Origin of the sequence: Pseudochryseolinea flava (assembly GCF_003286915.1) — a bacterium.
In the GTDB taxonomy this organism is placed as follows: Bacteria; Bacteroidota; Bacteroidia; order Cytophagales; family Cyclobacteriaceae; genus Ohtaekwangia; species Ohtaekwangia flava.
On record NZ_QMFY01000003.1, the window covers coordinates 1 to 23479 of the forward strand.

Below are 23479 nucleotides of genomic sequence, written 5' to 3' on the forward strand. Positions count from 1 at the left end.
GGTTTACTAGCCATAGCGCACAATCTTGCAAAAGCGACCGCATGAGTGACGAAGATTTCACGCGCCTACATTTTTCAAACTAGATTAACCCAAAAAAAACAAAAAAAGCCGCCTCATGACTTTTGAGACGGCCTCCTGGTACTGGTATAGCGTTTCAAAAACATTTCATCCAATAAAATGATTGACTGGTTTTAACAACTAACCACCATCATGCTCCGCTATGCGCTCATGAAAGTTCCGCTGCATGCGATCCACCAGAAACTGTCCAGTCTTCCTTCCTTTGATGTCTATAAAGATGCGGCGATAGTTCTTTAAATCCATTCCAAAGAAACCGCCAAGCTCATCGGCAATGTTGACAATGTCTGCAGTAGCGTTATTAAATACGCCGACCAAGTGCAGAGCATACACAAGCTCTACCAGCGCCGACTTTGAACCAGTCCATCGCAGGTTAGCAGATGACGTCGTTCTCTTATCGTCAACACCATTGAGATACTCGAGTAACATATTGTTAGCAAGAAGTTTCGAAAGCTTCAAGTCATATCGCGTACAAAACGGATCCACCTGCCCATCCGCACCAAGCTGCATTGAAAAATATTGCGCGTCCAGGTGCGACGCTGTTCCCATGCAATAGCAATAAAAATCAAAGTTTTGCACCGCGAATTGCTCAAGCTTGTTTCGAACATCTTGAACAAGTTTTTTCTGCTCGTCAAAACTTCTAAAAGATTTCTGCACCAGCAGTTTAAAAAGCTTTTTATGATAGATCTGCTGACTCATAAAAATCGGCTTCCGAAACTTAAAAAATTGAATTTCTTCTTCCCGATCCGAAAACCCGGTTCGCACAACAAACTCACGTAATTCCATCACCATTGAATTAAGCTTGTCATAAACTAACGCGACGGACGCGTAATCGCGAGCAGTGTCGCTCCCACTTAATTCAGATTTCATTCTTGCTTCTAATGCATCGCAAAATTTCAAGATTTTCATAACCGCTATCATTTAGTTTAGTAACCATCAACAATTAGTCTTATATCATTCTTAATCCTGTAATAGTTGTCCTGAACATCTGAGAGGCTCACCTTTCGAATCACAGGAATGGCCTTGTAACGTTTTATTTCCGCATTGATTTGCGCGTGATCATTGACAATTTCCGCATGAAACATTTTGAGATCGATCTTCTGGTCTGGATTGTCTGCAACCATCCCTACAAACTCCCCTGAAGAAAGCGCTGCGATTTTAGCAGCGGGAACCGCATAATCCAGCTGTGAAGATTTGCTCACTGAAGTATCGTTACTGTTCAAGCTAATGCTGTCGCGATGCTGTACAATTTTCCCAAAGCGTTCGGCAAGCGTCTTGGCGGTATCCCCTACTACTTGTCCGCTGATGACGTTTCCAGCAATATTCATAATAACTTCAGCTTGATCCCGCCCATAATCTTTCTTGAGCTGACTATAATCCTGAACACCGAGTGTTGTTGCTACCTTATTCGACCTTGCGGTGGCAATCAGCCCGTCTATCCCGTTGAAATATATTGTAGGAAATTCATCAAAGATCAAACTCGACTTTATCCTGCCTTTCTTATTTACGATCTTAATCAACCTTGAAATGTATAAAGACAACACAGCACCATACACTTGCTGCTTCTGTGGGTTGTTTCCCATACATACGACTTTCGGATCAGTCGGCGAATTGATGTCAAGGGAAAAATCATTTCCTGAAAGAATATAATAAAGCTGTGGAGACGCGAGCCGAGCAACGCCGATTTTCGCGCTCGCAATTTGTCCTTCAAGTTGCTCCCAGGCTTCGTGACGATAGGCCGACTCAAAAGGATTGATTAACACGTCAACTTCCGGCTCCCTTGCCAGCAGTGGAAATAAAATCTTGTACTCAACCTGCATGAGTTCGATGACATGCGGAAGGGTACATTAAATGCCACCTTTATATTTTTTCAGGAACCATATAATCGCAGTAACGAAGTTAATTGGAGACTCCACAAAAAAATCTCCCTGCTTTTTAATCCAGTCCCGATTGAGACCAAGCATAATTGTGCGCGCCGATTCTGCTGCATCCGTGATGTCATTCATCATAGATGGTTCTAACGCATTACACCGATGGCTGCGCGATAGGTCTTCAAAATTGATAACATAAAACTTTGGTGCGACCTTAAATGCGCCGCGATTTGAGAGCAAGTGATTGTAAACAATAATGGATAAATCATCGTACTTAAAATCATAGACAAACATCGAAAACCCTTTAGCCAAGTGCTGTGTGATGACATGTCTGATCACAAAGTATGATTTACCAGCGCCCGGTGTTCCGATGACAAGAAGTGCACGAAACGGATTGATAATGTTGATCCATGAATTTCGGGAGCCTTTCCTTGACCGGTAACGCGCCTTTAGGTTGACCGAAAATTCGTTCTCGATCAATCGTTCCTCCTGCGGAAACGATTCATTTAAGTGATTAAAAATATCCTTATCTAACCGAGACCGGATTATGCGGTGCATTCGTACGCCGCCGGTCAATACGAGAATGTATCCAACTGTAACGCATAGCACGTAGCTGGTACTCGAAAAACCTAATTGCATCAAAAATCTCGCGTCGATAGCCCAATAAAAAGCTATACCGAGGCTTAGCAAAACCGCGGGACCCCATGGATTAGTATCTACGTCTTTCTTTGCCTTAACTCCGAGTAATGAACATAAAAGCAAAACAAACGCGCCGAGCTTTGCATATACTTGAGCATCAAATAAAATATTTCGGCGCAGCACCTCCCATAATCCATTGATGATGCGACCAGGAATGACCGGGGCATGAAATGTCTCCACAGCACATTGATAGCAGTGTAAGACCAATAGCCCGTTACTTAGCCCGCGTGTCCAGTCCATGACTTTTCTAAGGCCTTGTTCATTTTCCCCTGTTGCCATAAGGTTATCGTTTAATGCGTTTCTTCCGTTTCCTACGTCGGCGATCGACTGCAGGCACGCCATCAACGCTCGACTGCGATTTCATTAGCATCTCTATGGCATGATCAAACCCCGGTGTACCATGAATTGCCACCGGCACCTCAACGTCATAACTTCTTTTCGATTCGTCTTTCAACACTCCCTCAGACAAAGGAACCGGACCAAATGATTTTAAAATATTTGCTGCACTATACTGCTTACCCAGGTCGCTACCTTTGAATACAACTTTACTTTCATTATCGACGAACGTCATTCCAAATACCTTCCCATCAACGCTCAATCGCGGTAGCAACACAACGTTTTTCTGAGCCAGAACCTCTATTAACTGTTGAAACGATTTTGACACGCCCATTGCAGTGGCAATCTTATCTCTCAATGATTGAGCGTGGGACAATCGTAGTTTCTCACCGAGCACAAATTGCCCTTTCAAAAATTTGAGTGTGGGCTTTCCGTGAATAGAACTAGCTTTGATGGGCACACCTACCCTATTTCCATTCACGTCGATTATGGAGTATTGCAAGCCGCCGCGTTCATACATAGCTGTACCGGGCTCCCCTTGGTAAGCAACGACATTGAATTGCTTTAACGCCGCATTGAGACCTGCAATGGAGGTATACTGATAATTCCGCGTGACATAATTCACTACATTTGATATCGATCGTTTAGTTTCATGCTTGCCATATTGAATCGGATCAATACGCGTTGGAAATATTAGCTTCTCATGCTTAGCCTGTTGTTCTGCCTGCACGAGTCCAAAGAACTCCTCAACATACTTGCGCGCCGGCTCCGATACATTTTTTCCAATATTATGCAGAGGGATCCGAGAACCATCACCACGAATGTTGGTTGTAGCGATATGGATATGCTGATGTGCAGCATCAAAATGTTCATATATCAAATACGGTTGATCTGCAAACCCCAGATGCTCCATGTACATTCGACCAATCTCAATGAGTCTATCCTGATCAAGGATTTCATTCACGGCAAAATTCAAAGAGACGTGAACTACATTCGTTTTGGTTCTTTTATTGAGCGCCATCAATTGCTCAAACCGATTGAGCTTCATGCGAAAAGTCATTTCACCCGAATCGAGACCAAAATTCTCCGCATGAATACATGATGCCATACCATCGCGTACCTTATGCTCATTGTAGCTTAATACACCGCGCATACTTTTCCCGGTGATTACTTTTGCAACCATTTCTCTGACAGTTGGCCAATGATTTTCATAACAGGCTCCAATCGATCAGAAACCTTGCGATACTCATCAAGGAGAATGAGCGCCTGAGTTATCTTCTGCGAAGGATCAGGTGCACTGCTAAAGGATTTGGCGACCTGATTAACATTCTTGCCAATCATCCGAACCTCACTTTTGATCGAGGACAATTCAGCAACGACGCCATCGAGAGACGCATCTTTATACAGCCATACTATTTGTTCTTTAATAAGAATTGCCCTTGCTAATTCTGCAACAGACCTGCAATTGGTGGTTGGTAGCAAAAGCAGTAGGTGATGATAAAATTTATCGGTTACACGCAGCCCGATCTTTCTGCCTAAACGTTCTGAACTTTCTATCTTCTTTCGTGTCATATCCGAATGTTTGACACAAATGAACCTAGATTAGCACATCACAAACAGTTACACCTGGTTCTAGAACCGTTAAAATAGGTTTGTTCATCAACCAACCACTTTAACCCATTGTGTTGATTGCCGATTATTGACCATGCCGACCAACATGTTTGGTCCCTGAAACTTCAGGTCACAAAAGAGGCCACTAAACTCGGAAAGCGATTTGTCATTGGAACTATTTTTCTCCTCTTGGTTACTCGGCAGCATCAAAAACCACATCCTCTTATACCTTGAGTCAAAAAAGAAATGCGTGATGGACAGTTGATCCAATCTGTTTCTTGCATACTTATCTAAAAAATGAACTTGATTATTGATGATGTGAACGTTGTATTGCTGATCATCGCTGGTAATGACCCAATTTCCAGAAATAATTTCATTTCTATTCACTTCTTTTTGAAATGTCAATAATTCATTATTCGCAACTTGAACAGAGTGAAAGTCGTCTTTCAAGCTCTTTATCTCTTCGACTAACAGTTGCTTTTCATTTTGTAAAGATTTTTCTCGATCGAATACATCATTAAGCTCTCTGCGCAGGGCTGTTGATTCATTTTTTAACTGAATAAAACGATTGAATGGAACATGGGTATCCTCCGATATTTTCAAGACGCGCTTATCTCCATGTTTATCGACAACGGCATGTAGAATGTTAATTAAGTTTCGTAAGACAGGTGATATCAATGTGTACGCCACAGCAAATATTAAAGGGCGCCAAAACAAATTACCCAGGGCAAGGTGCGAATTTATAAATGAATATATTGAATCGTGTCCTTCGCTCTTCAACTGGATTGGATCAAACCAAAGAAGCGCGACAGTAATTGGCCAATTGAAAAAAAATCCAGGAAAACATGAAAGAGAAAATAAACGGATTGGATACACGATCTTTAATACCATTAAGGATATCACCCATAATATTCATGTCTAATCAATTTTTTATTGAGATTACTAATTTTCTTTCCATTAATTCATATTACCTTAAGTAAAGTTAAATTGTAGCATGAAATTCTATACTGAAGGTGGTGCCACCGGCGACTCGGGAGTTTTTTATTTGGGACACTGGGTAACGCGCCATTTCGGCTGGCCTTTCCGAATACAATCTATGGCGGACATTGGCATTGACGCTGAAATTGAAATCTGCGAAGATGATAACAGAAGCACTTCAATAATCGTAAAGGCTCAGGTTAAGTCCACGCAAAACGCCCTAACGGAAGATTTCTCTGTTTATGTGAGTAAGGAACATTTGGCATACTGGACAAATATGCCGCTACCAGTGATGCTCTTTAAAATTGACATCGTAACAAAAAATATTTTCTATAAAATTGTGTCTAGCTATGACGATATTTATCCCACCGAAAAAGGTTATAGAATAAACTTTGCTGAATATTCCGGAAATCATTTGACCCACCTGATAAGAATTCCGGGAATTGTGTGCCCCGGGTGATTCCGGAAATGAGTTGACCCACCGATTCCTGAAATGGTCAGACCCGGGTATTCCGGAAATTGTTTGACCCACCCTGGGAGGCAAGATTCCGGGAATTACCTGACCCACCTGATGGCCAGGAATTCCGGAAATGATCTGACCCACCTTTGAGCTTGAGATTTGATGCCGACAAGCGTTGGTTTACACCTCGAAAAGTAAACCACTAGCGCTCCATGTCACAACCATTACGTATGCATCAGATCAGAAGAATATTTGAATTACAATCCAATGGACAAAGTATCCGGCACACGGAACGACTTACGGGACTGTCCAGAAATACGATCAGAGAATATTTACGCAGGATTAGGCTGGCTGGCTTAACTACGCATCAGGCATTGGGTTTAGATGACCAATCGCTTGCCGCAATAGTCTATACCGATGATGTCGATCTGCTACGCACCGGGAGAACCAAAGATGAACGCTACGCCATCTTCGAACAGCGTGCTGATTATTTTTCTTCCGAGCTTCGTAAGCGTGGTGTTACACGTCAACTGCTTTGGGAAGAATACCGCAAAGAAAATCAGGACGGTTATTCATACTCTCAGTTTTGTGAACATCTCTCTAAATGCACCGAGCGGGATAAAGCAGTCATGCATTTTACACATCGCCCGGGAGAGCAACTTCAAATCGATTTTGCGGGTGATAAGCTTGGCTACGTTGAGCGATCTACCGGTGAATGGATCACTTGTGAAGTGTTGGTCTGTGCTTTACCCTACAGTCATTATATCTACGCGGAAGCCCTACGTTCACAGAAGCAGGAAGATTTTATCAACGGATTGCGACATGCACTTGAGTTTATAGGTGGCGTTCCTCAAAGTATCAAATGCGATAACATGCGCACTGCCGTTGTTCGTGCAAATCGCTATGAGCCACAGTTTACCGAAGCAATGGAATACATGGCTGCTCATTACGGAACAACCATCGTAGCAGCGCGTGTAAGAAAACCTCGCGACAAAGGTAGCGTTGAGAAAGCAGTAGACTTGTCTTACAAACATATCTATGCTCCGCTTCGTCATCAGACCTTCCATAGTATCGAAGAATTGAATACCGCTATACGCAAACAGGTTGAGCTGTTGAATGCCAGACCTTTTAAGGTAAGAGAAGGTAATCGTCAGAAAGTCTTTATCGATGACGAACGTAGTAAACTTAAGGAACTTCCTTCAACACCCTATCAGATCAAGCACGTAGTAGAGAGTAAAGTGCAACGTAATTATCATGTCATTGTCGGACAAGACAGACATCAATACAGTGTACCGTATTCGCTCATTGGTAAACGACTCAAGATCATTTATACAGCTGATACCGTAGAGATCTATGATGCGCTCAAACGTGTAGCGGTACATAAGCGGAGTTATCGCAAGAATGGCTATACGACGTTGATCGAGCATCGCCCACCTGCACATCGTTATCTAGCAGAGCAACGCGCCTGGAGCGATGAAGATTTTTTACGTCAGGCTTCCTACATCGGTCAATCCGTACAGCGGGTCATCAAGAGAATGCTGGAGTCAAATACGTTTTACGAGCAGACTTATAATAGCTGTCTTGGTGTCCTTCGATTGGCTAAAGCATATGGCAATGCGAGGCTGGAAGCTGCTTGTGAACGCGCGGAAGATGCTCCGAAAATTAATTACGGAATCATCAATAACATACTGAAGAATCATCTTGATCAATTGCCTTCGGATAATCATTCATCCATTATACCTGACCACTCACAAATTAGAGGACCACAATCATATCAATAACAAATTAAACTTTCAAAGAATGAACACAACAGCAACACTTGAACAACTTAAGGAACTCAAGCTTCAGGGAATGTCGCGAAGCTACGAAGCCGTTTTACAGTTGCCGGTTAATCAACATCCGGAAGCACATCACCTTATTGCCCAACTCTCCGAAGCGGAAAGACAAAGTCGTGTACAATACAAAACTCAGTTATACCTGAAGTTAAGCAAGCTTCGCTATGCAGGATCATTGGAAGAAATATCCTACAGCGCTTCGCGTAATCTGGCTAAAGAGCAAATCCTTCAACTTGCCGATTGCAGCTACATCGACCGGTCTGAAAACATCCTGATCAGTGGAGCTACTGGCGCAGGCAAAAGTTTTTTGGCTTGTGCACTTGGTCATCAAGCCTGTGCGATGGGATACAAAACGTTATATCTTAACCTTAACAGATTTACCGAAAAGATCATGGTGGCAAAGCTTGATGGATCATTCGTAAAGCTTCTTAACCAACTCGACAAGGTTAGCTTATTGATCCTAGACGACTTCGGTCTAGCACCGATGGATCAAAACACACGCCTAGCGCTGTTACAGATCCTCGAAGATCGCTACAACAAAAAATCTGTCGTAATCGCATCCCAGTTACCCATCAACAAATGGCACGAGTACATCGCAGAACCTACGCTAGCGGACGCAATCATGGACCGTCTTATGGCCAACGCACACCGCTTCGAATTAAAAGGCGAATCGTTAAGAAAAAAGTCAATCAAAAATACACCGGAAAAACGCTAGCTTTATCGCATCAAATCTCATCGCTCAAAGGTGGGTCAATCACTTACCGGAATAGGTGGGTCAGGCTTTCCGGAATAGTCACTTTGCAACCAAGACCGATCTGTTAAGACCCGACAATAAATCTACAATCAGGAATATTTTCAGAAGCATAGAACTGGAAAATCTTTATGACATGCTTGAAAAAATAAGGTTCTTGATCGAGAAAATTAATCCAGATGCAATTTATGAGAACAATATGTATAAGCAGCAGTCTTCTTTGCTAAATGAGGCTCGTGGATATCTTGATAGAGTTGAAAGTCTCAGAATAGCTTACCCTTGGAAATTCGGTAAGCGCATAAATTCTTTACTCGACGAATATGCCAGAAACATAGGTCTCTTAAATTCCGATTTAAATCGGCGATTAGGTGAAAGTGGCTACAACTAGAATTAGAAGACCTTTTTTAATTTATGGTCGCTGATAGTCTTTGTTACCTACTTACTCCCCGGGCTGCCGGCATAACAAATCGGCGCATCGAAAAGATCTTAGATATTTAACATACGCGTTTTCTGCTTACGCCAAATAGAACGTAATTGTCAATCGAGGAGGGAAACGAATGTTCCTCTTACCCTACTCTATTTCAATATCTTAGAAGCGGCTTTACAACTTGCTCACCAGTTTGCTCACCACTTTTTGACTGCAATTCTATAACAAATATACGCTTTTGGCTGACTTGAGTTTTTAGTCTTCAGACAAATTATTCAATGCCGCATGCGTGGGATACTTCATGCAATTCACAGAATTCTTCCAAATTTTTTTCTGATTTTCCGTCACACCTGACCGATTGCGTTGTATAACTGGCATAATTCAAACAAAATGAAATCGGTAATTACTACAATGACTATTAATGCTCCATCCGATAAAGTGTGGGGAGTGATCGCAAAAGCGAATGGTTTGGAGAAATGGTTTTCCGCCATAGAAAAATGTGAACTGGATGGACCTGCCGGCCCCGGGGCTAAGCGAGTTTGTACAACCTTCCAGGGCAATGTTCTCGAAGAAACGATTCTCGCAGTTGACAACGATGCAATGGTGTTTCAGTACTCCATCGATAGGCAGGATATGTTACCTACGAAGGATGTTCTGGGAACAATTCATGTCACCAGGCTTTCTGACAGTGAAACAAATGTTACCTGGTTAGCAAACTATAATCTATTGGATCAATCCATGGAGCAAGTTGTCTCATCTGCCTTAGACCAACTGTATCAAGGTGGAATTAAAGGAATCGAAGATCTTATCAATAATTGATAATGGACAGCGTAAAAATAATATTTGTCAGCCTTCTCTACTTCAATGAAGGTGGGATGGAGAAATTGGAAGAGTTTCAGATGAATGAGCTCCGTTCTTTAAAAAGTATGGAATAGAAATCATTCGTCAGTTAGCACCGATCGGCAAAGGTCAGATTGGATTGAACGAGAATGGGATTGAGCAACCGGACATGATTCAGATTTTTACTGCTAAAAATCTTATAAGCTTTCAATCGTACATGGCTGATGAAGAAGTTCAACGATTGAGTAATGTGCGCAATCAGGGTTTGCGAAAAATGACGGTCAGTTTTGGAAGTGAAATATCGGCCAGCGAAATACTTTCCAAGTCAACTGACGGTGCGCTGCGCGGCATAGCACTTGTGAAATTCAAGGAAAATCTGGATCATACAGCCATGTTAGAGTTTAACAGGCTAGGGGAAAATAGTGGACTATTTTCGAAGTACGGGATTCATGCGGAAGCATTTGTAAAGGTTATGAAAAGCATGCCTGCGATTGGAGCATTGGATTACAAACAACCAGATCTGATCGCGCTGTTCGGAGTTGATGACGCTTCAAAGATGAAAGCGTACCTTTCGGATCGTCAATACCTGGAGTTGGCTCCAATTAGAGACAATACACTTGATTCGTATCATTTCTTTATGTGTAAATAGATGAAGAACCCATTCAATAGTAAAGCCTACAACCCACAAGATGATGCCTTGCTCATAAAGTCTTGCCTAGCCGGAAGTAAGGACGCGTTGAATAAATTGATTGAAGGTCATCAAAGCTACATCTTTAATGTAGCTCTTAAATATTTCAATCATATAGCAGATGCCGAGGATGCTACTCAGGAAGTACTCATCAAAGTCATCGCGAATCTCGGGACATTCGACTCAGCTAAAGCACAATTCAGAACCTGGCTTTACAGAATTACAGTCAATCATTTTCTGAATACAAAGAAAGGTCCGCTTGAATTGCGGTATGAGTCAGGCTTCGAGAATTTCTTTCAGTTGATCGAGAGTTTACCTGTGGTGCAATTGCAAGTTGAAGAAGAATTGCAGCTGAAGTGGGAGATCGAAGAATCGAAGGTAGCATGTATGGCCGGGATGATCATGTGTCTGGATCGCGAACAGCGACTAAGATATATACTTGGAGACGTGTTTGAGATCGACCACAATTTAGGAGCAGAAATATTCAACATCAGTGCCGACAATTTCAGACAACGATTGAGCCGTAGCCGTAAGGACCTATACGCTTGGATGCATAACAAATGCGGATTGGTAAACAAAGACAATCCATGCCGTTGTCCAGGAAAAACAAAAGGTTTCATCGAAAGAGGATATGTAAATCCGAAAAATCTTAAATGGCATTCCGATTTTTCAAACAGAATCTTCGAGCTTTCTGAGAGAACTGTTGACAATTTGTTGAATGAACGGGATAAAATTTATTCCGACTTGTTTCGGCAACATCCGTTTAAAGCAACCAGAATCACGACTGACAAAATTCTTAATCAGATCCTGGACAACGATAACTTCAGTCGCGCTTTTGATCTAAAATAAGCTGTACTCACTTCTGCTACTAAAGCCAACAGACTTTACGCGATCCAACATGAAAGGATCTGTTGGGAACGATAATCGTTGTGCAAATCCACGTTTTATTGGTTTCCATTTTTTTTGAGATTCGGCATTTTTAACTGTAACAGTCGATTTTCTGCGGTGTCTAACTGCTAAATGACGAATATGAAATTAAAATTCACCGTAATGACAACCTGCCTTTTCGTGATGGCTATGGTTGCAAATTCTCAAACAAAACAAACTATGGAAAAAGAAAAATTCACTCCTGAACAGAACGAAGTCATGAAAGTGATTCTGGACATGACTGATTCGTTTCCTGGGTGAACTTTTTGAGTTCCCTGATTCCGTAGGTAGCGAAGTGATGGAGATCACAAAGGAAAACTTCAGAATAAAACTTCATCGCGCAAAGCAACAGCTTTACAACTTCATGGATAACAAATGCGGGTTGATAAACAAGAACAATCCTTGCCGCTGTGCGCGAAAGACCACAAGCTATATAAAATTAGGATTTGTTGATCCTGTGAGTTTGCATTTTCAAAGAGATGCGGTTGCAGCAATTGACAGTGTGGCCTCTGATAAAGTCGAGTCGTATTCCAATGTAGTCTTGTCAGAATATCGGACAATGTTTGGACAGCACCCGTTTCTAAAAGCCACGGAGATCAGAGAATCTTTGCAAAGTCTCTTGTCGTCAGAATCAATTAGAAAGACATTTAATTTGGATTAATGCGACTCGGAAAGAATTATAAGAATTAAGCCTTTATAGTTTGACTTTGAAATTTGAGCGAAAGCTCGTCGGGGTGATGCCTGTTATTGATTGAAATGATTTTGAAAAGTGGCTGACATCTTTATAGCCAACCTGATCGGCCACTTCATTAACACTAAGGTGATCAGTTAGCAATAATTCCTTGGCGCGTTCGATTTTCTTCTTGCGAATGTAACGACCTGGAGATTCTCCGTATAACGATACAAATTCATTTTTAAATGAGGTGAGACTCAATCCAGAGAATTTTGCCAATTCACTTATCGAAAAGTTGCCATACAGGTGTGTTTTAATTACTTCTCCGATCGTCACATTCTTTCGCGAAAATAACGATGTAATCAATTTATGGATACTTTCGGCATGAGTTGATTGCACCAGTAGAAGGATCAATTCACGGACCTTGAGAACAAGGATGTCATTAGTCACGATATCAGGATTGTCAAAATAGAATGTAAGGCTTTCAATAAATCTCTCTAATACGGAGTTTGTAATAACTTTGGATGGAAGGATTGGATCCACGTCGGTATGAACGAAATCAGGTAACTCGTTCCGAAATATTTCCCGTAGAATATCTGGGTGTAAGTGAATAGCAAGTACTTCAGTTACATCATGTGGAGACGCATTCACAAAATCTGCTATGTAATAGCCGCAATTCAATACGACCGCCTCGTTGGAGGTTAAGGGTGATGAAAGGTTGTTTCCGTTCACCACTATACGGCCATCACGAACAAAAAGGTAACAAGCCTCAGAAGGAAAAACTATATTCATCCGAGTTGATCTTTTTATTGTAAGCTTTTCGAGTAAGCATTTGCCGTTGAAGTCAAAATGTTTCCTGGAGGAGATCAAAATCGTTCGTATTATTTTTTACGAATATATTCCTTTAACCGTTCAATTGTATTGATAGGTCCTTGTACAATAAACAAGTTTACGATCCCAGCCGGTACATTTCCTTTGTGGTCCCCTTCAAATTCGTGTATGATAGTACTTGTTACCGCGTCCGAAGACGATATAATCCAGGAACCTTTTGCGTAATCCATTCTGACAAGACCATCGGTTTCGTCTTTAACTCCGGTTAGTGCCCTATATATGATTTCGGCTGACGCCTCTGTTTGTTTCACGATCATCTCGTACACAATGTCCCGATTGTCAAACGGGAAAGGCATAGACATTTCAACATAGTAAATCAATCCATCTCCATCGTTCGAAATTACTTCCGTTTTTTTGCAATGGTCGTACCATAATGGATAGGAAATGGGATTGCGTAGTGCGGCCAAAAGGGTCCCCATATTACCTTGCATCGTGGTCACAACGCGGAATGCCTTAATGGGGCTATTTTCACTTTTTCTGGTGTAAACTTTAATTCCATTTTTTTCTTTAGATAACTCCCAATCCTGTGCGTAAAAGGAAATAGTACTTAAAAATGCGGTCAATACGAGTAGTAATGATTTCATGGTGCATCGGCCGATTAGGATGGTACAGCATTCCGACTCTTAAACAGCATGACAATATTTACACACGCTGCCATGAGAAAAAATAAAGGTATAAACGGAGGCTTTACTTTAAGTGGAAGAACTTCCGCTGGAACATTAGGATGTAAATGAACATACGTCCCTGTGCTCATCATAACGATTACGACAACAGAGGCGAAAAGTGAAGCGAAGTGGTATGCGTCATGGGAAAGATTCTTGCGATGACGCGTCAAGCTTAAGAACATTAGACCGATTGCTAATTCTCCAATGATACCTAATGCATAGGAAGTTTTTCCCAATTGGCTCGTTTCGATTTGCACAGAGTACCAGCTTCTAAAAGGATCAAAGAACTTCAGGAACCCGAACGCGAACATTGATGCACCAAGGAAGATGCTTATGATTTTATTTAATCGCATAATATATTGTCTTTGTTATGCGGCAAAGGTATCGGTTGAAGTTTCGGACTTGCTTGTCTAAAAAGTCTAAAAATTGTTCTATTTGGACAGACTTTTCTGAAACCTCATGGGTACAGATTGAATTATGAGAATACGACTTGTTTGGCTATTTCCTCACAATTTTTTAGATCATCAGATACGGATTCAATCTTGCTTCTGACTGATGCAACGGCAACACTACCGAGCATAAGTCGCAACGGAGGATTTGGTGTAGATGCAAGTTTGACGAGTACATCAGCGGCTTTCTCAGGATCGCCCTCTTGCTTTCCGTCAACGGACTTAATCTTTTGGCGAAATACACCTGCGGTTCCTTGATAATCATCGATCGTAGTCATCGCTTGTTTAAACGAATCTCCAGCGAAGCCAGTACGGAAGGGACCAGGCTCCACGATGGTCAAATGTATTCCCAATGGCTGTATTTCCTGCTTGAGAGCCTCGCTCATTCCTTCGAGCGCAAACTTACTTGCGTTGTAAAGACCAAATCCTGCAAATGCCTTGATCCCGCCATGCGATGAAATTTGAACTATGTAGCCGGTCCTTTGCGCTCTAAACATGGGCAGAAACGCTTGACATACTTTTAGGGTGCCAAAGAAATTCACTTCAAAGATTTCGCGCGCTTCCTGAATAGCAGTTTCTTCGATAGCTCCAGCCAATCCATAACCAGCATTGTTCACCAACACATCGATCTTGCCAAAGCGATCCCTTACAACTTGAACAGCTCGTTCAATATCATCCGGTCTTGTTAAGTCCATTGTAATGGCAAGAGCGTTTGATTTTCCTAACCGATTAAACTCATCTACTTGCGTTTGTTGACGGAACGTTCCAACAACAAAGTCACCAGTGTGAATTGCTGCATTTGCAATGGCTTGCCCCAGTCCGCTGGAGATACCAGTAATAAACCAAACCTTCTTATTCATTCGGTACCATCAATAATTGTATTGGACATGAAATTTTGACTTCATCACTTACAGCAACACCTCCATGGTCAAGCGCTGCGTTCCAGGTGATACCCCAGTCTTTTCTGTTGATTTTTCCCGTGAGTATGAATCCCGCCTTTGTGTTGCCGAAAGGATCTTTCGGAACGATTCCGGCAAATTCCAAGTCAAATGAGATTGTCTTCGACAAGCCTTTTATCGTCAGGTCCCCTGAAAGTTTGTACATGCCTTTACCTACCGTAGCAATCGATGTACTTTTGAATATCATGAGTGGGAATTTTTCAACTTCGAAAAAGTCAGGCGATCTGAGGTGCGCATCGCGTTGCGCGTCATTCGTTTCTATGCTATCGGTTTCAATCGAAAGTTCAACCTGAACATCTGAAAAATCGTCCTTGTCCGTCCGAATTTTTCCGCTATACTTTTTGAAGAGACCATCTGTTTGCGTGATCCCGAAATGTTTAACACTAAAGCCGATCCGTGAATGACTAAAGTCAAAGCTCCAAGTTTTGTTTGCCTTCATATGATTTCTGAATTATTAGATAATTCAAAGGTGCAATGAAGGAGAAGATATGAGTCAAGACAAACCCTACCTTATTCGGTATTTTTCGGATATTTTCGATTTGAATTCGAGAGGAGACATTTTTGTTTCCGTCTTGAAGACCTTAGCTAGGTATGAGCTATCGATGAAATTCAAATTGAAAGCAATCTCCGACACAGTTTGGTTAGTGAAAGATAGAAGCCGCTTTACCTCCAATATCCTTCGTTCGCGAATAATTTCGCTGGCAGTTTTGCCAGTTACCGACTTGGATATCAAATTAAGATGATGGGTGCTTATATTTATTCTGTCAGCAAAGTACGCAGCAGTATTGTTTTGAGTGTAATGTTTTTCTAGAACACTCTTGAACTCCTTAAAGAGAATAATAGATCGCTTTGGTGCCGTGGTCTGATTTTTCGAATCAATGCATCGCTGGATTCGCGCTACCAATAAATGAAGTAACGATTGGATGATTGTCTCGTTTTTGTCCGCGCGACTTTGTTCTTGCAGGAGTTCGTTGATCGTATTTTTTATTTCAATGAAGTTGCTCTTCTTGAGTTGCAGGCACGGGTTTGCGTAAAAGTTATCCAGAAAGCTTAATTCAAAGAGTTTGTCTTTGTTGTTCTGATTCAGCAAGAAAAAATCTTCAGTGAAAAGTATTGTACCGCCCGTTAGCGGTTTCCATTCTTCGAAATGATGAATTTGATTGGGAGAAATAAAGAACAGCGAATTCGGTTGGACGGTGTAGTGTTGGTAGTCGATGAATTGTTTGCTTACACCTGCGTCAGTCCATATGATTTCATAAAAAGTATGCTTATGAAAATCATCAACATTAGGTTCAGCCATTTTCTTGAATTCAAGAATCTCGAATTCATCTGCACTTTCAGGGTCATTGATGAAATCTCCAATTGAATAACTTTTTATTGCCATTGATTTTTTGAACCGCTGAATTTGGTCTGTTCATGACAACCTTGTCAGACCCACGATTTTCCTCTAAAATTAATTATTTTTTAGGTATACCTTATTCAACTGCTTCCCGTAAGTAGCCTCAATCGGCCACAAGAAGTCACGGAACGTAAATGACTGGATGGTTGCAATCCCTTGTTAGACTGTCAAGAACTATTTCATAAAACTCAACCTGACTTCCTTCAACCGATGGTCAATCATAAAATTCTGGAATGGCAGCGCAACCTGATGGTCATGAACATTCAAGGCGAGATGCGTAATCATGCCCAATTCTACGTCCAGTAAACAAGACGTCACTATGCCTAGTCTCGACCCATCTTTACTGATGACGGAATAGTTTGTTAAAAACCCCGCTAGCGTCCTCACCATTCAAATATCAATTTTAAGTGATCAATTTATACTTTCCTGCCACGCTTTAAATTCGTTTTCATCTATATGGTGATCGTTATTCAGATCGCACACATAGAACATTCCACCCGCAAGCTCTTTTGCGCTGATTGAATTGTCTCCAGAGGTGTCCCATAAGTTAAATAGTTTACTTTTTGAAGCTGCCGCAGTGAACTCGTCCCTAACCAGGATGCCATTATCATCCGTATCCCATGAAGAAATACTTGCGCTGACCATACCGAACGAAAACTTCTTAATTTTTGGATTGAATTCGTCAACGGTCAACGTTCCGCTATTGTTCTCATCCATTCGGTGAAATAACCTCTCTGTGAATTTTAGACGGTTGAGGGAGCCTGATTCCAATTGCCAGTTTTTAGCATTATTATTTGCTAAATAACTATCCACGAATTCACTTCGTTGTATACCCTTGTCCGTGTTACGGTCCCAGGTTGCATAATCGGAGTATACTTTCGGAGCGCCACAGGCCGTAGCGAAAAATACGGTCGCGACGACTGAAAAGATATTCATTCGAGGCACTCTAATGTGAATCATATTTCTCATAGCTCTTTACATTTTCAAATTCCTGCTTTTCCAATTTCAGATGATATAGTGGCAAGGCGAATTGAATTTCTCGCCTTTCAAATTCGACGCAGATTGCCAGATTGATTCGTTGCTGCGTGTCCATGTATTGATTGTAGTCACCACTCTTAATAAAGTATACGACTTCAAAATCCAGGCTGTAAGTTTCAAATCTTGCAAAATGCGCGCGATCGAAGCGAGTATTTCTTTCCTCCTCTATAATAGCCCGCAGGATAATCGGAATCTGCTGAAGAATGTCATGGCTTGTTTTGTAAACGATGCGCAACACAAATACGACGCGGCGTTCCTTCATGCTCTTGTAGTTGTTTATTCGGGAATTGGTAAGGTTGCTGTTAGAGAATATAATTTGTTCTCCCTGGAGACTTCTGATGCGCGTAGTTTTTAAGCCTATGTATTCAATTGTTCCCATTTTATCGTCGACAATAATGAAGTCGCCGAGCTCAAAAGGACGATCGAAGAAGATTACGAAATAGTTAAAGATGTCACCAAGTATTGTTTGTGCGGCGAGGGCAATGGCAATACCCCCAACGCCAAGCCCCGTGATAACCGCAGTTACATTAAATCCAAGATTGTCAAATAAGAAGATAACACCTAGCACCCAAATGATTGCATTGAGCACTAATACAATTCCATTGATCTGCTTTAGCTTTTGATCCGCTGCGGTCTCATGATGCTGTACTACATATGAGTGAATCCCAATTTTTACAACACCTGTAACTGCCCTAACGATCAAAAATACCAGAGCGACAACGAACGTACTATTGATGGTAGGGAGCCAATGCTCAGGAAATGTCAAATATTTCAATGCCGCAAAGATCAAAAGCACATGCAAGATTGGAATAATTAGCTTCTGCCCTTTTGCAATAAAATGCGCGCGTTCCGACGTCCCTTTCGCCCAATGGTTAGCGATGAACAACCGAGTAATTCTAATAACAACAATCCCGGCAATGATAATTCCCACCACCACTAAGTAGTCCGCTATTGAATTATAAACGATCTCTCGGTTGATAAAATTATCCATATCGTAACTTTGCTTCACAAGAGTGAAGGTATAACTGAATCATGAAAACAGGAGGCGGAACCGATTAAACCGAAATTAAATCGAAATTAAATACATGTTGATCATTCGTAACGTCAGGATGAAAGTCGCCACACCCAACAACCGGTCAGAAAATTATGCTACGTTACGAGAACTTTTCTGCATCACTTCAAAAATCAAATCTTTGTACTGAGATTTTGACGTTGGCGTTTGGAAAGCAAAGTCTGCTCCGAGGTTTTGATACACTTCAACAAGTGGAGGCGGAAGTACCTTAGTAAGTATCACAATTGTGCTCTTTCTAAGCGTGGGCAGGACTCCAAGCCGCAACAGGCACGCCATACCAGATTTTCTTTTCACTTCCGTATTCAAGAAAATAAACTCCGGGCATATTTTAAATTCATTTTCGATTACGAAAAGTGCTTCGTCAGGGAATACCAAGCAGATGCAGTCAATCAATGGGTCGGCTTCTTTCAATGCTTGCTCGAGTAATTCGACCTCATCAATGTTATCATCGATTATTACGGCTGTCCTCATTTCAAATGTTTCTTTATTCTTAAAAAATTCCCTGCTAGCCATTTCATTGCTTTTGCACCTACTTTTTGTTCGTGTTTCTGGACATACCCAAATGATCGTATCGTGCAGTTAAAAACGAAATTAAATCGACATTAAACTTCTCTTTTCAAGACAAGTTCAATCTGAAGGACGGTAACTTTGTCATTTACATCATGACTCTAGTGAGAAATGAGAATATCTCATATAACATTTCTAAGCTTTTCGGTAATTCTATTGTTGTTCTTGACGACGACATATATCAATTACAAGCAATCGGAGTTAATCAATACAAACTCAGAGGAGTTTGCGAGATCGTCAACGATTATTCGTCACAGTAATAGATTCCAGCGAAACTTTTTGAACATGGTGAGTGGCCTGCGAGGATATCTATTGACCAATGAACCATTTTTCATCCAGACTTACGATTCGGCTATCATTGAAAACGAAGATATTCTTCATGATTTGGGTGAACTCGTACGGCCGGGTTCTGATCAGCGAATTTTGCTTGACGAAATACACGGGCTACACAAATACTGGGTGACGGAATTTGCCATGCCTTTATTAGAGGCGAAAAGATCTGTTGGTCTTTCCGACAGCAGTAAATTTGCGTTCAACGCCCTTTATCGCCAGAAGGTAGTTGACGGATTGGAGAAGGATATTCAACGAAGCCTTCAGCAAAAGTTTTCACAGTTTTCGAATGTTGAATACGGTTTCCGAGATAGCCGAAAAGTGCAAATTGAAGAAAGTGTCCGGAGTACAAGTAATATTTCATTTTACCTAACAGGCATTTCCATTATTGTAGGTATTGCGATTGCTATGTTCATCTCGAAGTACATTTCCACGAGAATCCTTCGTATGGTAAAAATGGCGAACTCTATAGCCGCCGGAAACTATGAAGTGACTACACAGGAGGGTGGGAACAACGAACTTAACCAACTTGCACATGCGTTAAATGAAATGGCTCGGATTCTGAATGCGAACATTTCACTTTTACGTCGTCAGCGGGATGAGTTGGACCAGTTTGCCCATATTGCATCGCATGATATCAAAACGCCACTGCGAGGAATCGACAATGTGGTCACCTGGATCGAAGAAGATCATAGTATCGACCTGCCGGATAGAGTTAAAGAATATCTTTTACTAATCAAAGGAAGAATCAAGAGAGCCGAAAGTCTCTTGAAGGGCATTCTTGATTATGCTCGTATTGGAAAAGAAAGACCAACGAAGGAACTCGTCGACACCGCTGAGCTCTTAGGAGAGATTTATGAGTATGTACCTAAGAGGCAAGGGATCGACCTGAGAGTTCAACCCAGGATGCCGATAATTCTGACCGAACGTGTTCCGTTGTTACAGGTTTTTACTAATCTGATTTCAAATGCATTTAAACATCACGACAAGCCTGTCGGAATGGTTAAAGTCTATTGTAAGACATATGAAGATCATTATAAATTCTTTGTAGAAGACGACGGTCCCGGGATTGACCAAAATTATCATGAAAAGATTTTTCACATCTTTCAAACGCTACAGGAAAAGGACTCATTTGAGAGCACGGGTATTGGTCTAGCTATAATTAAAAAAATATTAGATGAAAGAGAGATGAAAATTGAATTGACCTCCGAGTCCGGGAACGGCTCGATATTTTCTTTTACGTGGCCTAAATATGAATTACATGCGAAGAGTAATCAATATACTTTTAATTGAAGATGATTCCCTCGACCAGATCGAGGTGCAACGAACGCTAGCAAAGAAGAACATTGTTAATCGACTGAAAATCGTGACAAACGGTGAAGATGCCTTATCGGGATTACGAAACAGGCAGGCTGAATTTTTCTATGGCAATCCCGACCTTATCTTGGTGGATGTAAATCTTCCAAAGATGGATGGCTTTGAGTTCTTAAAGAATCTTCGCAGCGAAGATCGATTTAAAGATCTCAAAATATTTGTATTAACAACCTCAGATGAACGGGAAGACAAGGTGCGGGCTAATGAATTGGGAGTTTCTGGATTCATCACAAAGCCATTAAAGCTTGAAAGTCCGCCCTCAATTGATGCCTTTAATTTAATGATCGATTTAATGAACCTACAAGCAAATTAGTTTTCAACGCTATTACAAAACCTATGCAATAGAGGTAATACATCGCGTTGTTCGTTGATGTGAAACTTCGCTATCGTATGGCCTGGTCCAATTTTGAGCGTATAGGCTGAGTGATCGAGTATTCTAAACATATCCTCGTCGGTTTTATCATCCCCTATCGCCAGGATAAAATCAAAATCCTTTCCCTGTAAAATATTCTTCGTGATTTCACCTTTGTTAATTCCAGGTATTCGAATCTCAATCACTTTATTTCCATCAATTATCTGTAGGGATACGTTGCGAAGCATATGATGAAGACTATCGACTAATTCGCGGGAGCGAATGAATCCTAACTCTGGATCAACATTTCGATAATGCCACGCCATAGTGTGCCTTTTTTCTTCGATGAATGATCCCGGACTGCGTTGATGAAAAATTTCGAGTGTAGGACGAACGTTATCCTTCCAGGATTGATCAGCTGCTACGTAATCGACCCATTTGCCGCCAATATGTCGAACCGCTGCACCATGCTCGGACACAAGGGTAACCGGAAGGTTCCCAAACCATTTCTCGAGACTGCCTCGATCACGTCCGCTGATAATCATGACGTCGGTATTTGGAAAGGATGCAATGGCATTTAGCGTACTGATCACCGTTGGGTTTGGCGTTGCCAGGGAGGGATGCTTAGCAAATGGCACAAGCGTGCCATCATAATCCAAAAGAAATAGTCGACGATTTGCGTGCTTAAAGTGATAGAGAATCTCCTTTCTTGAGCTTTCCTTCAATAGATTGGTCTGCTGCGATCGCTGTTCCTGCTTTACATCGTCTAATTGTTGAATGAAGTCACTTAACCAATCCGACGTTGTGTAATTTTGTAATCTAGCCTGCATACTTTGGATAGATAATCGCTGGGTGTCGTCATCTAAATTGAGTCCACGAAAAATTGATTCTGCCAATTCATCTCTGTCAAATGGGTTTACTAAAATGGCTTCCCCTAGTTCGTTCGCTGCACCTGCCAACTCTGAAAGTATGAGAACCCCTTTGTCACTTTTGCTGGCAACGTATTCCTTGGCGACTAGGTTCATGCCATCTCTGAGCGGCGTAATAAGCCCAATGTCGGCGACGTCGTACATCGCAGTAAGTTCCTGAAAGGAAAGATTTGAGTAGCGATAAATTACCGGCTGCCATTGAAGAGTGGAGTACTTGCCATTGATTCTCCCAATTTCTTCCTCGATCATTTTCTTCCGCTCATTATATTTAGAAATGATTTGCCTTGACGGAACCACCACGAGCACAAAGACTACCTTTTCTCTCCAGTCTGGGTATCGTTCAAGAAATGTTTCAAATCCTTTCAGTCGGTGATTTACACCCTTTGTATAGTCTAATCTATCTACGGAAAAAATTATCTTCTTTGACGAAAAGTTTTCGGCAATTGCATTTTTAATTTCAATCACGTCATCTCGTTTCGACGCTGAAGCAAATTTATTGAAGTCAATGCCAAGAGGGAACATCTCGGCTTTCACGGTTGTGTCTGGTAACAGGATAGTCCGAAAATGGTGATCAAATCCTTTGATCATGCGAACTGTTTTCAGGAAATGTTGAACATACTCATGCGTGTGAAAGCCAATCAAATCCGCCCCAAGTAGACCTTCAATAATTTTTTCTTTCCATGGACGATTGAGCAGTCTGAATATTTCAAACGAAGGAAAAGGAATATGAAGAAAGAAACCAATTATTGCATGCTGATACTTTTGTCGGATCATGGAGGGTACGAGCATCAATTGATAATCGTGTATCCAGACGACGTCGCCCTCTTGAATACAATTGCAAACGGCATCTGCAAAAATTCTATTTACCTCTTCATAAGCTTTAAACGTGTCGTTGTCGAACTCGACGAAGGAAGGAAAATAGTGGAAGAGTGGCCAAAGGGTTGCGTTGCAAAAGCCATTGTAGAATTTATTGTATAATTTTTTATCGAAGAAAATAGGATTTGGTTGATAAGGGAGCGATTCCAACTGGCGCTTCGATATACTCGTCCATCGCTTTTCGCTGAATTCGGCAGAACCAATCCATAGAACAGAAGAGAATTTATGATCGTCAGCTTCGTTCTCAAAATAGCTTTTTAGTGCGCTAACGAGGCCACCATCGCTTTGCCGCATTTCAACTTTTCCATTTTTCCGTTGCAGTTGAAACGGTAAACGATTGGAAACAACTACAAGCCTTCTCGGTTTTTCATTAGACATAGCGGTGATTTTAAAGAACTCATTGCACG

24 protein-coding genes are annotated in these 23479 nt (G+C 41.5%); 8 read left to right on the forward strand and 16 right to left on the reverse strand.

Features of this window, described 5'->3' with window-relative positions; all coding sequences use genetic code 11:
- Nucleotides 1–198: 198 nt before the first annotated feature.
- The 6 genes from DQQ10_RS07625 to DQQ10_RS07645 form a co-directional block, all read right to left on the reverse strand.
- Nucleotides 199–984 (reverse strand): RteC domain-containing protein, encoded by a 786-nt coding sequence (locus tag DQQ10_RS07625; RefSeq protein ID WP_165823846.1) that lies wholly within the window; start codon nucleotides 982–984, stop codon nucleotides 199–201.
- Between the two features lie 17 nt (nucleotides 985–1001).
- Nucleotides 1002–1895, reverse strand: a complete 894-nt coding sequence (locus DQQ10_RS28220) for a TraM recognition domain-containing protein (protein WP_245970318.1) — start codon at nucleotides 1893–1895, stop codon at nucleotides 1002–1004.
- 27 nt (nucleotides 1896–1922) lie between these two features.
- Nucleotides 1923–2924, reverse strand: coding sequence for a YWFCY domain-containing protein (locus DQQ10_RS28225; RefSeq protein WP_245970319.1), 1002 nt, complete (start codon nucleotides 2922–2924; stop codon nucleotides 1923–1925).
- Between the two features lie 4 nt (nucleotides 2925–2928).
- Entirely contained in the window at nucleotides 2929–4164 is a 1236-nt protein-coding gene (locus DQQ10_RS07635) for a relaxase/mobilization nuclease domain-containing protein (RefSeq protein WP_112746264.1), read from the reverse strand.
- Nucleotides 4149–4553, reverse strand: coding sequence for a mobilization protein (locus tag DQQ10_RS07640; protein WP_112746265.1), 405 nt, complete (start codon nucleotides 4551–4553; stop codon nucleotides 4149–4151). The genes DQQ10_RS07635 and DQQ10_RS07640 overlap by 16 nt, the downstream gene beginning before the upstream one ends.
- Nucleotides 4554–4640: 87 nt before the next feature.
- A complete protein-coding gene (locus DQQ10_RS07645; protein WP_133259576.1) occupies nucleotides 4641–5282 on the reverse strand; it encodes a hypothetical protein in 642 nt (213 codons plus the stop codon).
- Between the two features lie 304 nt (nucleotides 5283–5586).
- On the opposite strand from DQQ10_RS07645, the gene DQQ10_RS07650 reads away from it, so the two are divergent.
- The 6 genes from DQQ10_RS07650 to DQQ10_RS07680 all read left to right on the forward strand — a co-directional run bounded on the left by DQQ10_RS07650 (nucleotide 5587) and on the right by DQQ10_RS07680 (nucleotide 11420).
- Entirely contained in the window at nucleotides 5587–6030 is a 444-nt protein-coding gene (locus tag DQQ10_RS07650; RefSeq protein WP_112746267.1) for a DUF4365 domain-containing protein, read from the forward strand.
- Between the two features lie 212 nt (nucleotides 6031–6242).
- Nucleotides 6243–7811 carry an IS21 family transposase gene (gene istA / locus DQQ10_RS07655; RefSeq protein ID WP_112746268.1) on the forward strand — a complete coding sequence of 523 codons (1569 nt, stop codon included), beginning with the start codon at nucleotides 6243–6245 and terminating at the stop codon, nucleotides 7809–7811.
- A gap of 19 nt (nucleotides 7812–7830) precedes the next feature.
- Complete coding sequence (gene istB, locus DQQ10_RS07660; protein WP_112746269.1) at nucleotides 7831–8580, forward strand: IS21-like element helper ATPase IstB; 750 nt, start codon at nucleotides 7831–7833, stop codon at nucleotides 8578–8580.
- Nucleotides 8581–9433: 853 nt separating this feature from the next.
- On the forward strand, nucleotides 9434–9862 hold the full coding sequence (locus DQQ10_RS07670; RefSeq protein WP_112746271.1) for an SRPBCC family protein: 429 nt from the start codon (nucleotides 9434–9436) through the stop codon (nucleotides 9860–9862).
- A 190-nt stretch (nucleotides 9863–10052) separates the two neighbouring features.
- Nucleotides 10053–10532, forward strand: coding sequence for a hypothetical protein (locus DQQ10_RS07675; RefSeq protein WP_112746272.1), 480 nt, complete (start codon nucleotides 10053–10055; stop codon nucleotides 10530–10532).
- On the forward strand, nucleotides 10533–11420 hold the full coding sequence (locus tag DQQ10_RS07680) for an RNA polymerase sigma factor (protein WP_112746273.1): 888 nt from the start codon (nucleotides 10533–10535) through the stop codon (nucleotides 11418–11420). It abuts the gene before it with no gap.
- Nucleotides 11421–12192: 772 nt separating this feature from the next.
- On the opposite strand, the gene DQQ10_RS07690 is transcribed toward DQQ10_RS07680, so the two are convergent.
- The 9 genes from DQQ10_RS07690 to DQQ10_RS07735 form a co-directional block, all read right to left on the reverse strand.
- Complete coding sequence (locus DQQ10_RS07690) at nucleotides 12193–12963, reverse strand: helix-turn-helix domain-containing protein (protein ID WP_112746275.1); 771 nt, start codon at nucleotides 12961–12963, stop codon at nucleotides 12193–12195.
- A gap of 89 nt (nucleotides 12964–13052) precedes the next feature.
- The gene (locus DQQ10_RS07695; protein ID WP_112746276.1) at nucleotides 13053–13646 is read right to left on the reverse strand and encodes an START domain-containing protein; all 594 of its coding nucleotides are present in this window, start codon (nucleotides 13644–13646) and stop codon (nucleotides 13053–13055) included.
- A gap of 14 nt (nucleotides 13647–13660) precedes the next feature.
- Entirely contained in the window at nucleotides 13661–14080 is a 420-nt protein-coding gene (locus DQQ10_RS07700) for a hypothetical protein (protein ID WP_112746277.1), read from the reverse strand.
- A 122-nt stretch (nucleotides 14081–14202) separates the two neighbouring features.
- A complete protein-coding gene (locus tag DQQ10_RS07705) occupies nucleotides 14203–15036 on the reverse strand; it encodes an oxidoreductase (RefSeq protein WP_112746278.1) in 834 nt (277 codons plus the stop codon).
- Nucleotides 15029–15574: a YceI family protein gene (locus DQQ10_RS07710; protein ID WP_112746279.1), complete on the reverse strand. Its 546-nt coding sequence runs from the start codon at nucleotides 15572–15574 to the stop codon at nucleotides 15029–15031. Before DQQ10_RS07710 ends, DQQ10_RS07705 begins: the two co-directional genes overlap by 8 nt.
- A gap of 66 nt (nucleotides 15575–15640) precedes the next feature.
- Nucleotides 15641–16519, reverse strand: a complete 879-nt coding sequence (locus tag DQQ10_RS07715) for an AraC family transcriptional regulator (protein ID WP_112746280.1) — start codon at nucleotides 16517–16519, stop codon at nucleotides 15641–15643.
- Between the two features lie 426 nt (nucleotides 16520–16945).
- The gene (locus DQQ10_RS07725; protein ID WP_165823847.1) at nucleotides 16946–17470 is read right to left on the reverse strand and encodes a hypothetical protein; all 525 of its coding nucleotides are present in this window, start codon (nucleotides 17468–17470) and stop codon (nucleotides 16946–16948) included.
- Between the two features lie 10 nt (nucleotides 17471–17480).
- Nucleotides 17481–18581, reverse strand: a complete 1101-nt coding sequence (locus DQQ10_RS07730) for a mechanosensitive ion channel family protein (RefSeq protein WP_133259577.1) — start codon at nucleotides 18579–18581, stop codon at nucleotides 17481–17483.
- 135 nt (nucleotides 18582–18716) lie between these two features.
- On the reverse strand, nucleotides 18717–19115 hold the full coding sequence (locus DQQ10_RS07735) for a response regulator (RefSeq protein ID WP_112746284.1): 399 nt from the start codon (nucleotides 19113–19115) through the stop codon (nucleotides 18717–18719).
- 207 nt (nucleotides 19116–19322) lie between these two features.
- Between DQQ10_RS07735 and DQQ10_RS07740 the strand changes: the two genes are divergently transcribed.
- Nucleotides 19323–20834 carry a sensor histidine kinase gene (locus DQQ10_RS07740; RefSeq protein ID WP_112746285.1) on the forward strand — a complete coding sequence of 504 codons (1512 nt, stop codon included), beginning with the start codon at nucleotides 19323–19325 and terminating at the stop codon, nucleotides 20832–20834.
- Nucleotides 20803–21228: a response regulator gene (locus tag DQQ10_RS07745; RefSeq protein WP_112746286.1), complete on the forward strand. Its 426-nt coding sequence runs from the start codon at nucleotides 20803–20805 to the stop codon at nucleotides 21226–21228. Before DQQ10_RS07740 ends, DQQ10_RS07745 begins: the two co-directional genes overlap by 32 nt.
- Here the strand turns inward: DQQ10_RS07745 and DQQ10_RS07750 are convergent.
- Entirely contained in the window at nucleotides 21225–23450 is a 2226-nt protein-coding gene (locus tag DQQ10_RS07750; RefSeq protein WP_112746630.1) for a bifunctional alpha,alpha-trehalose-phosphate synthase (UDP-forming)/trehalose-phosphatase, read from the reverse strand. The genes DQQ10_RS07745 and DQQ10_RS07750 overlap by 4 nt on opposite strands.
- Between the last annotated feature and the right edge of the window lie 29 nt (nucleotides 23451–23479).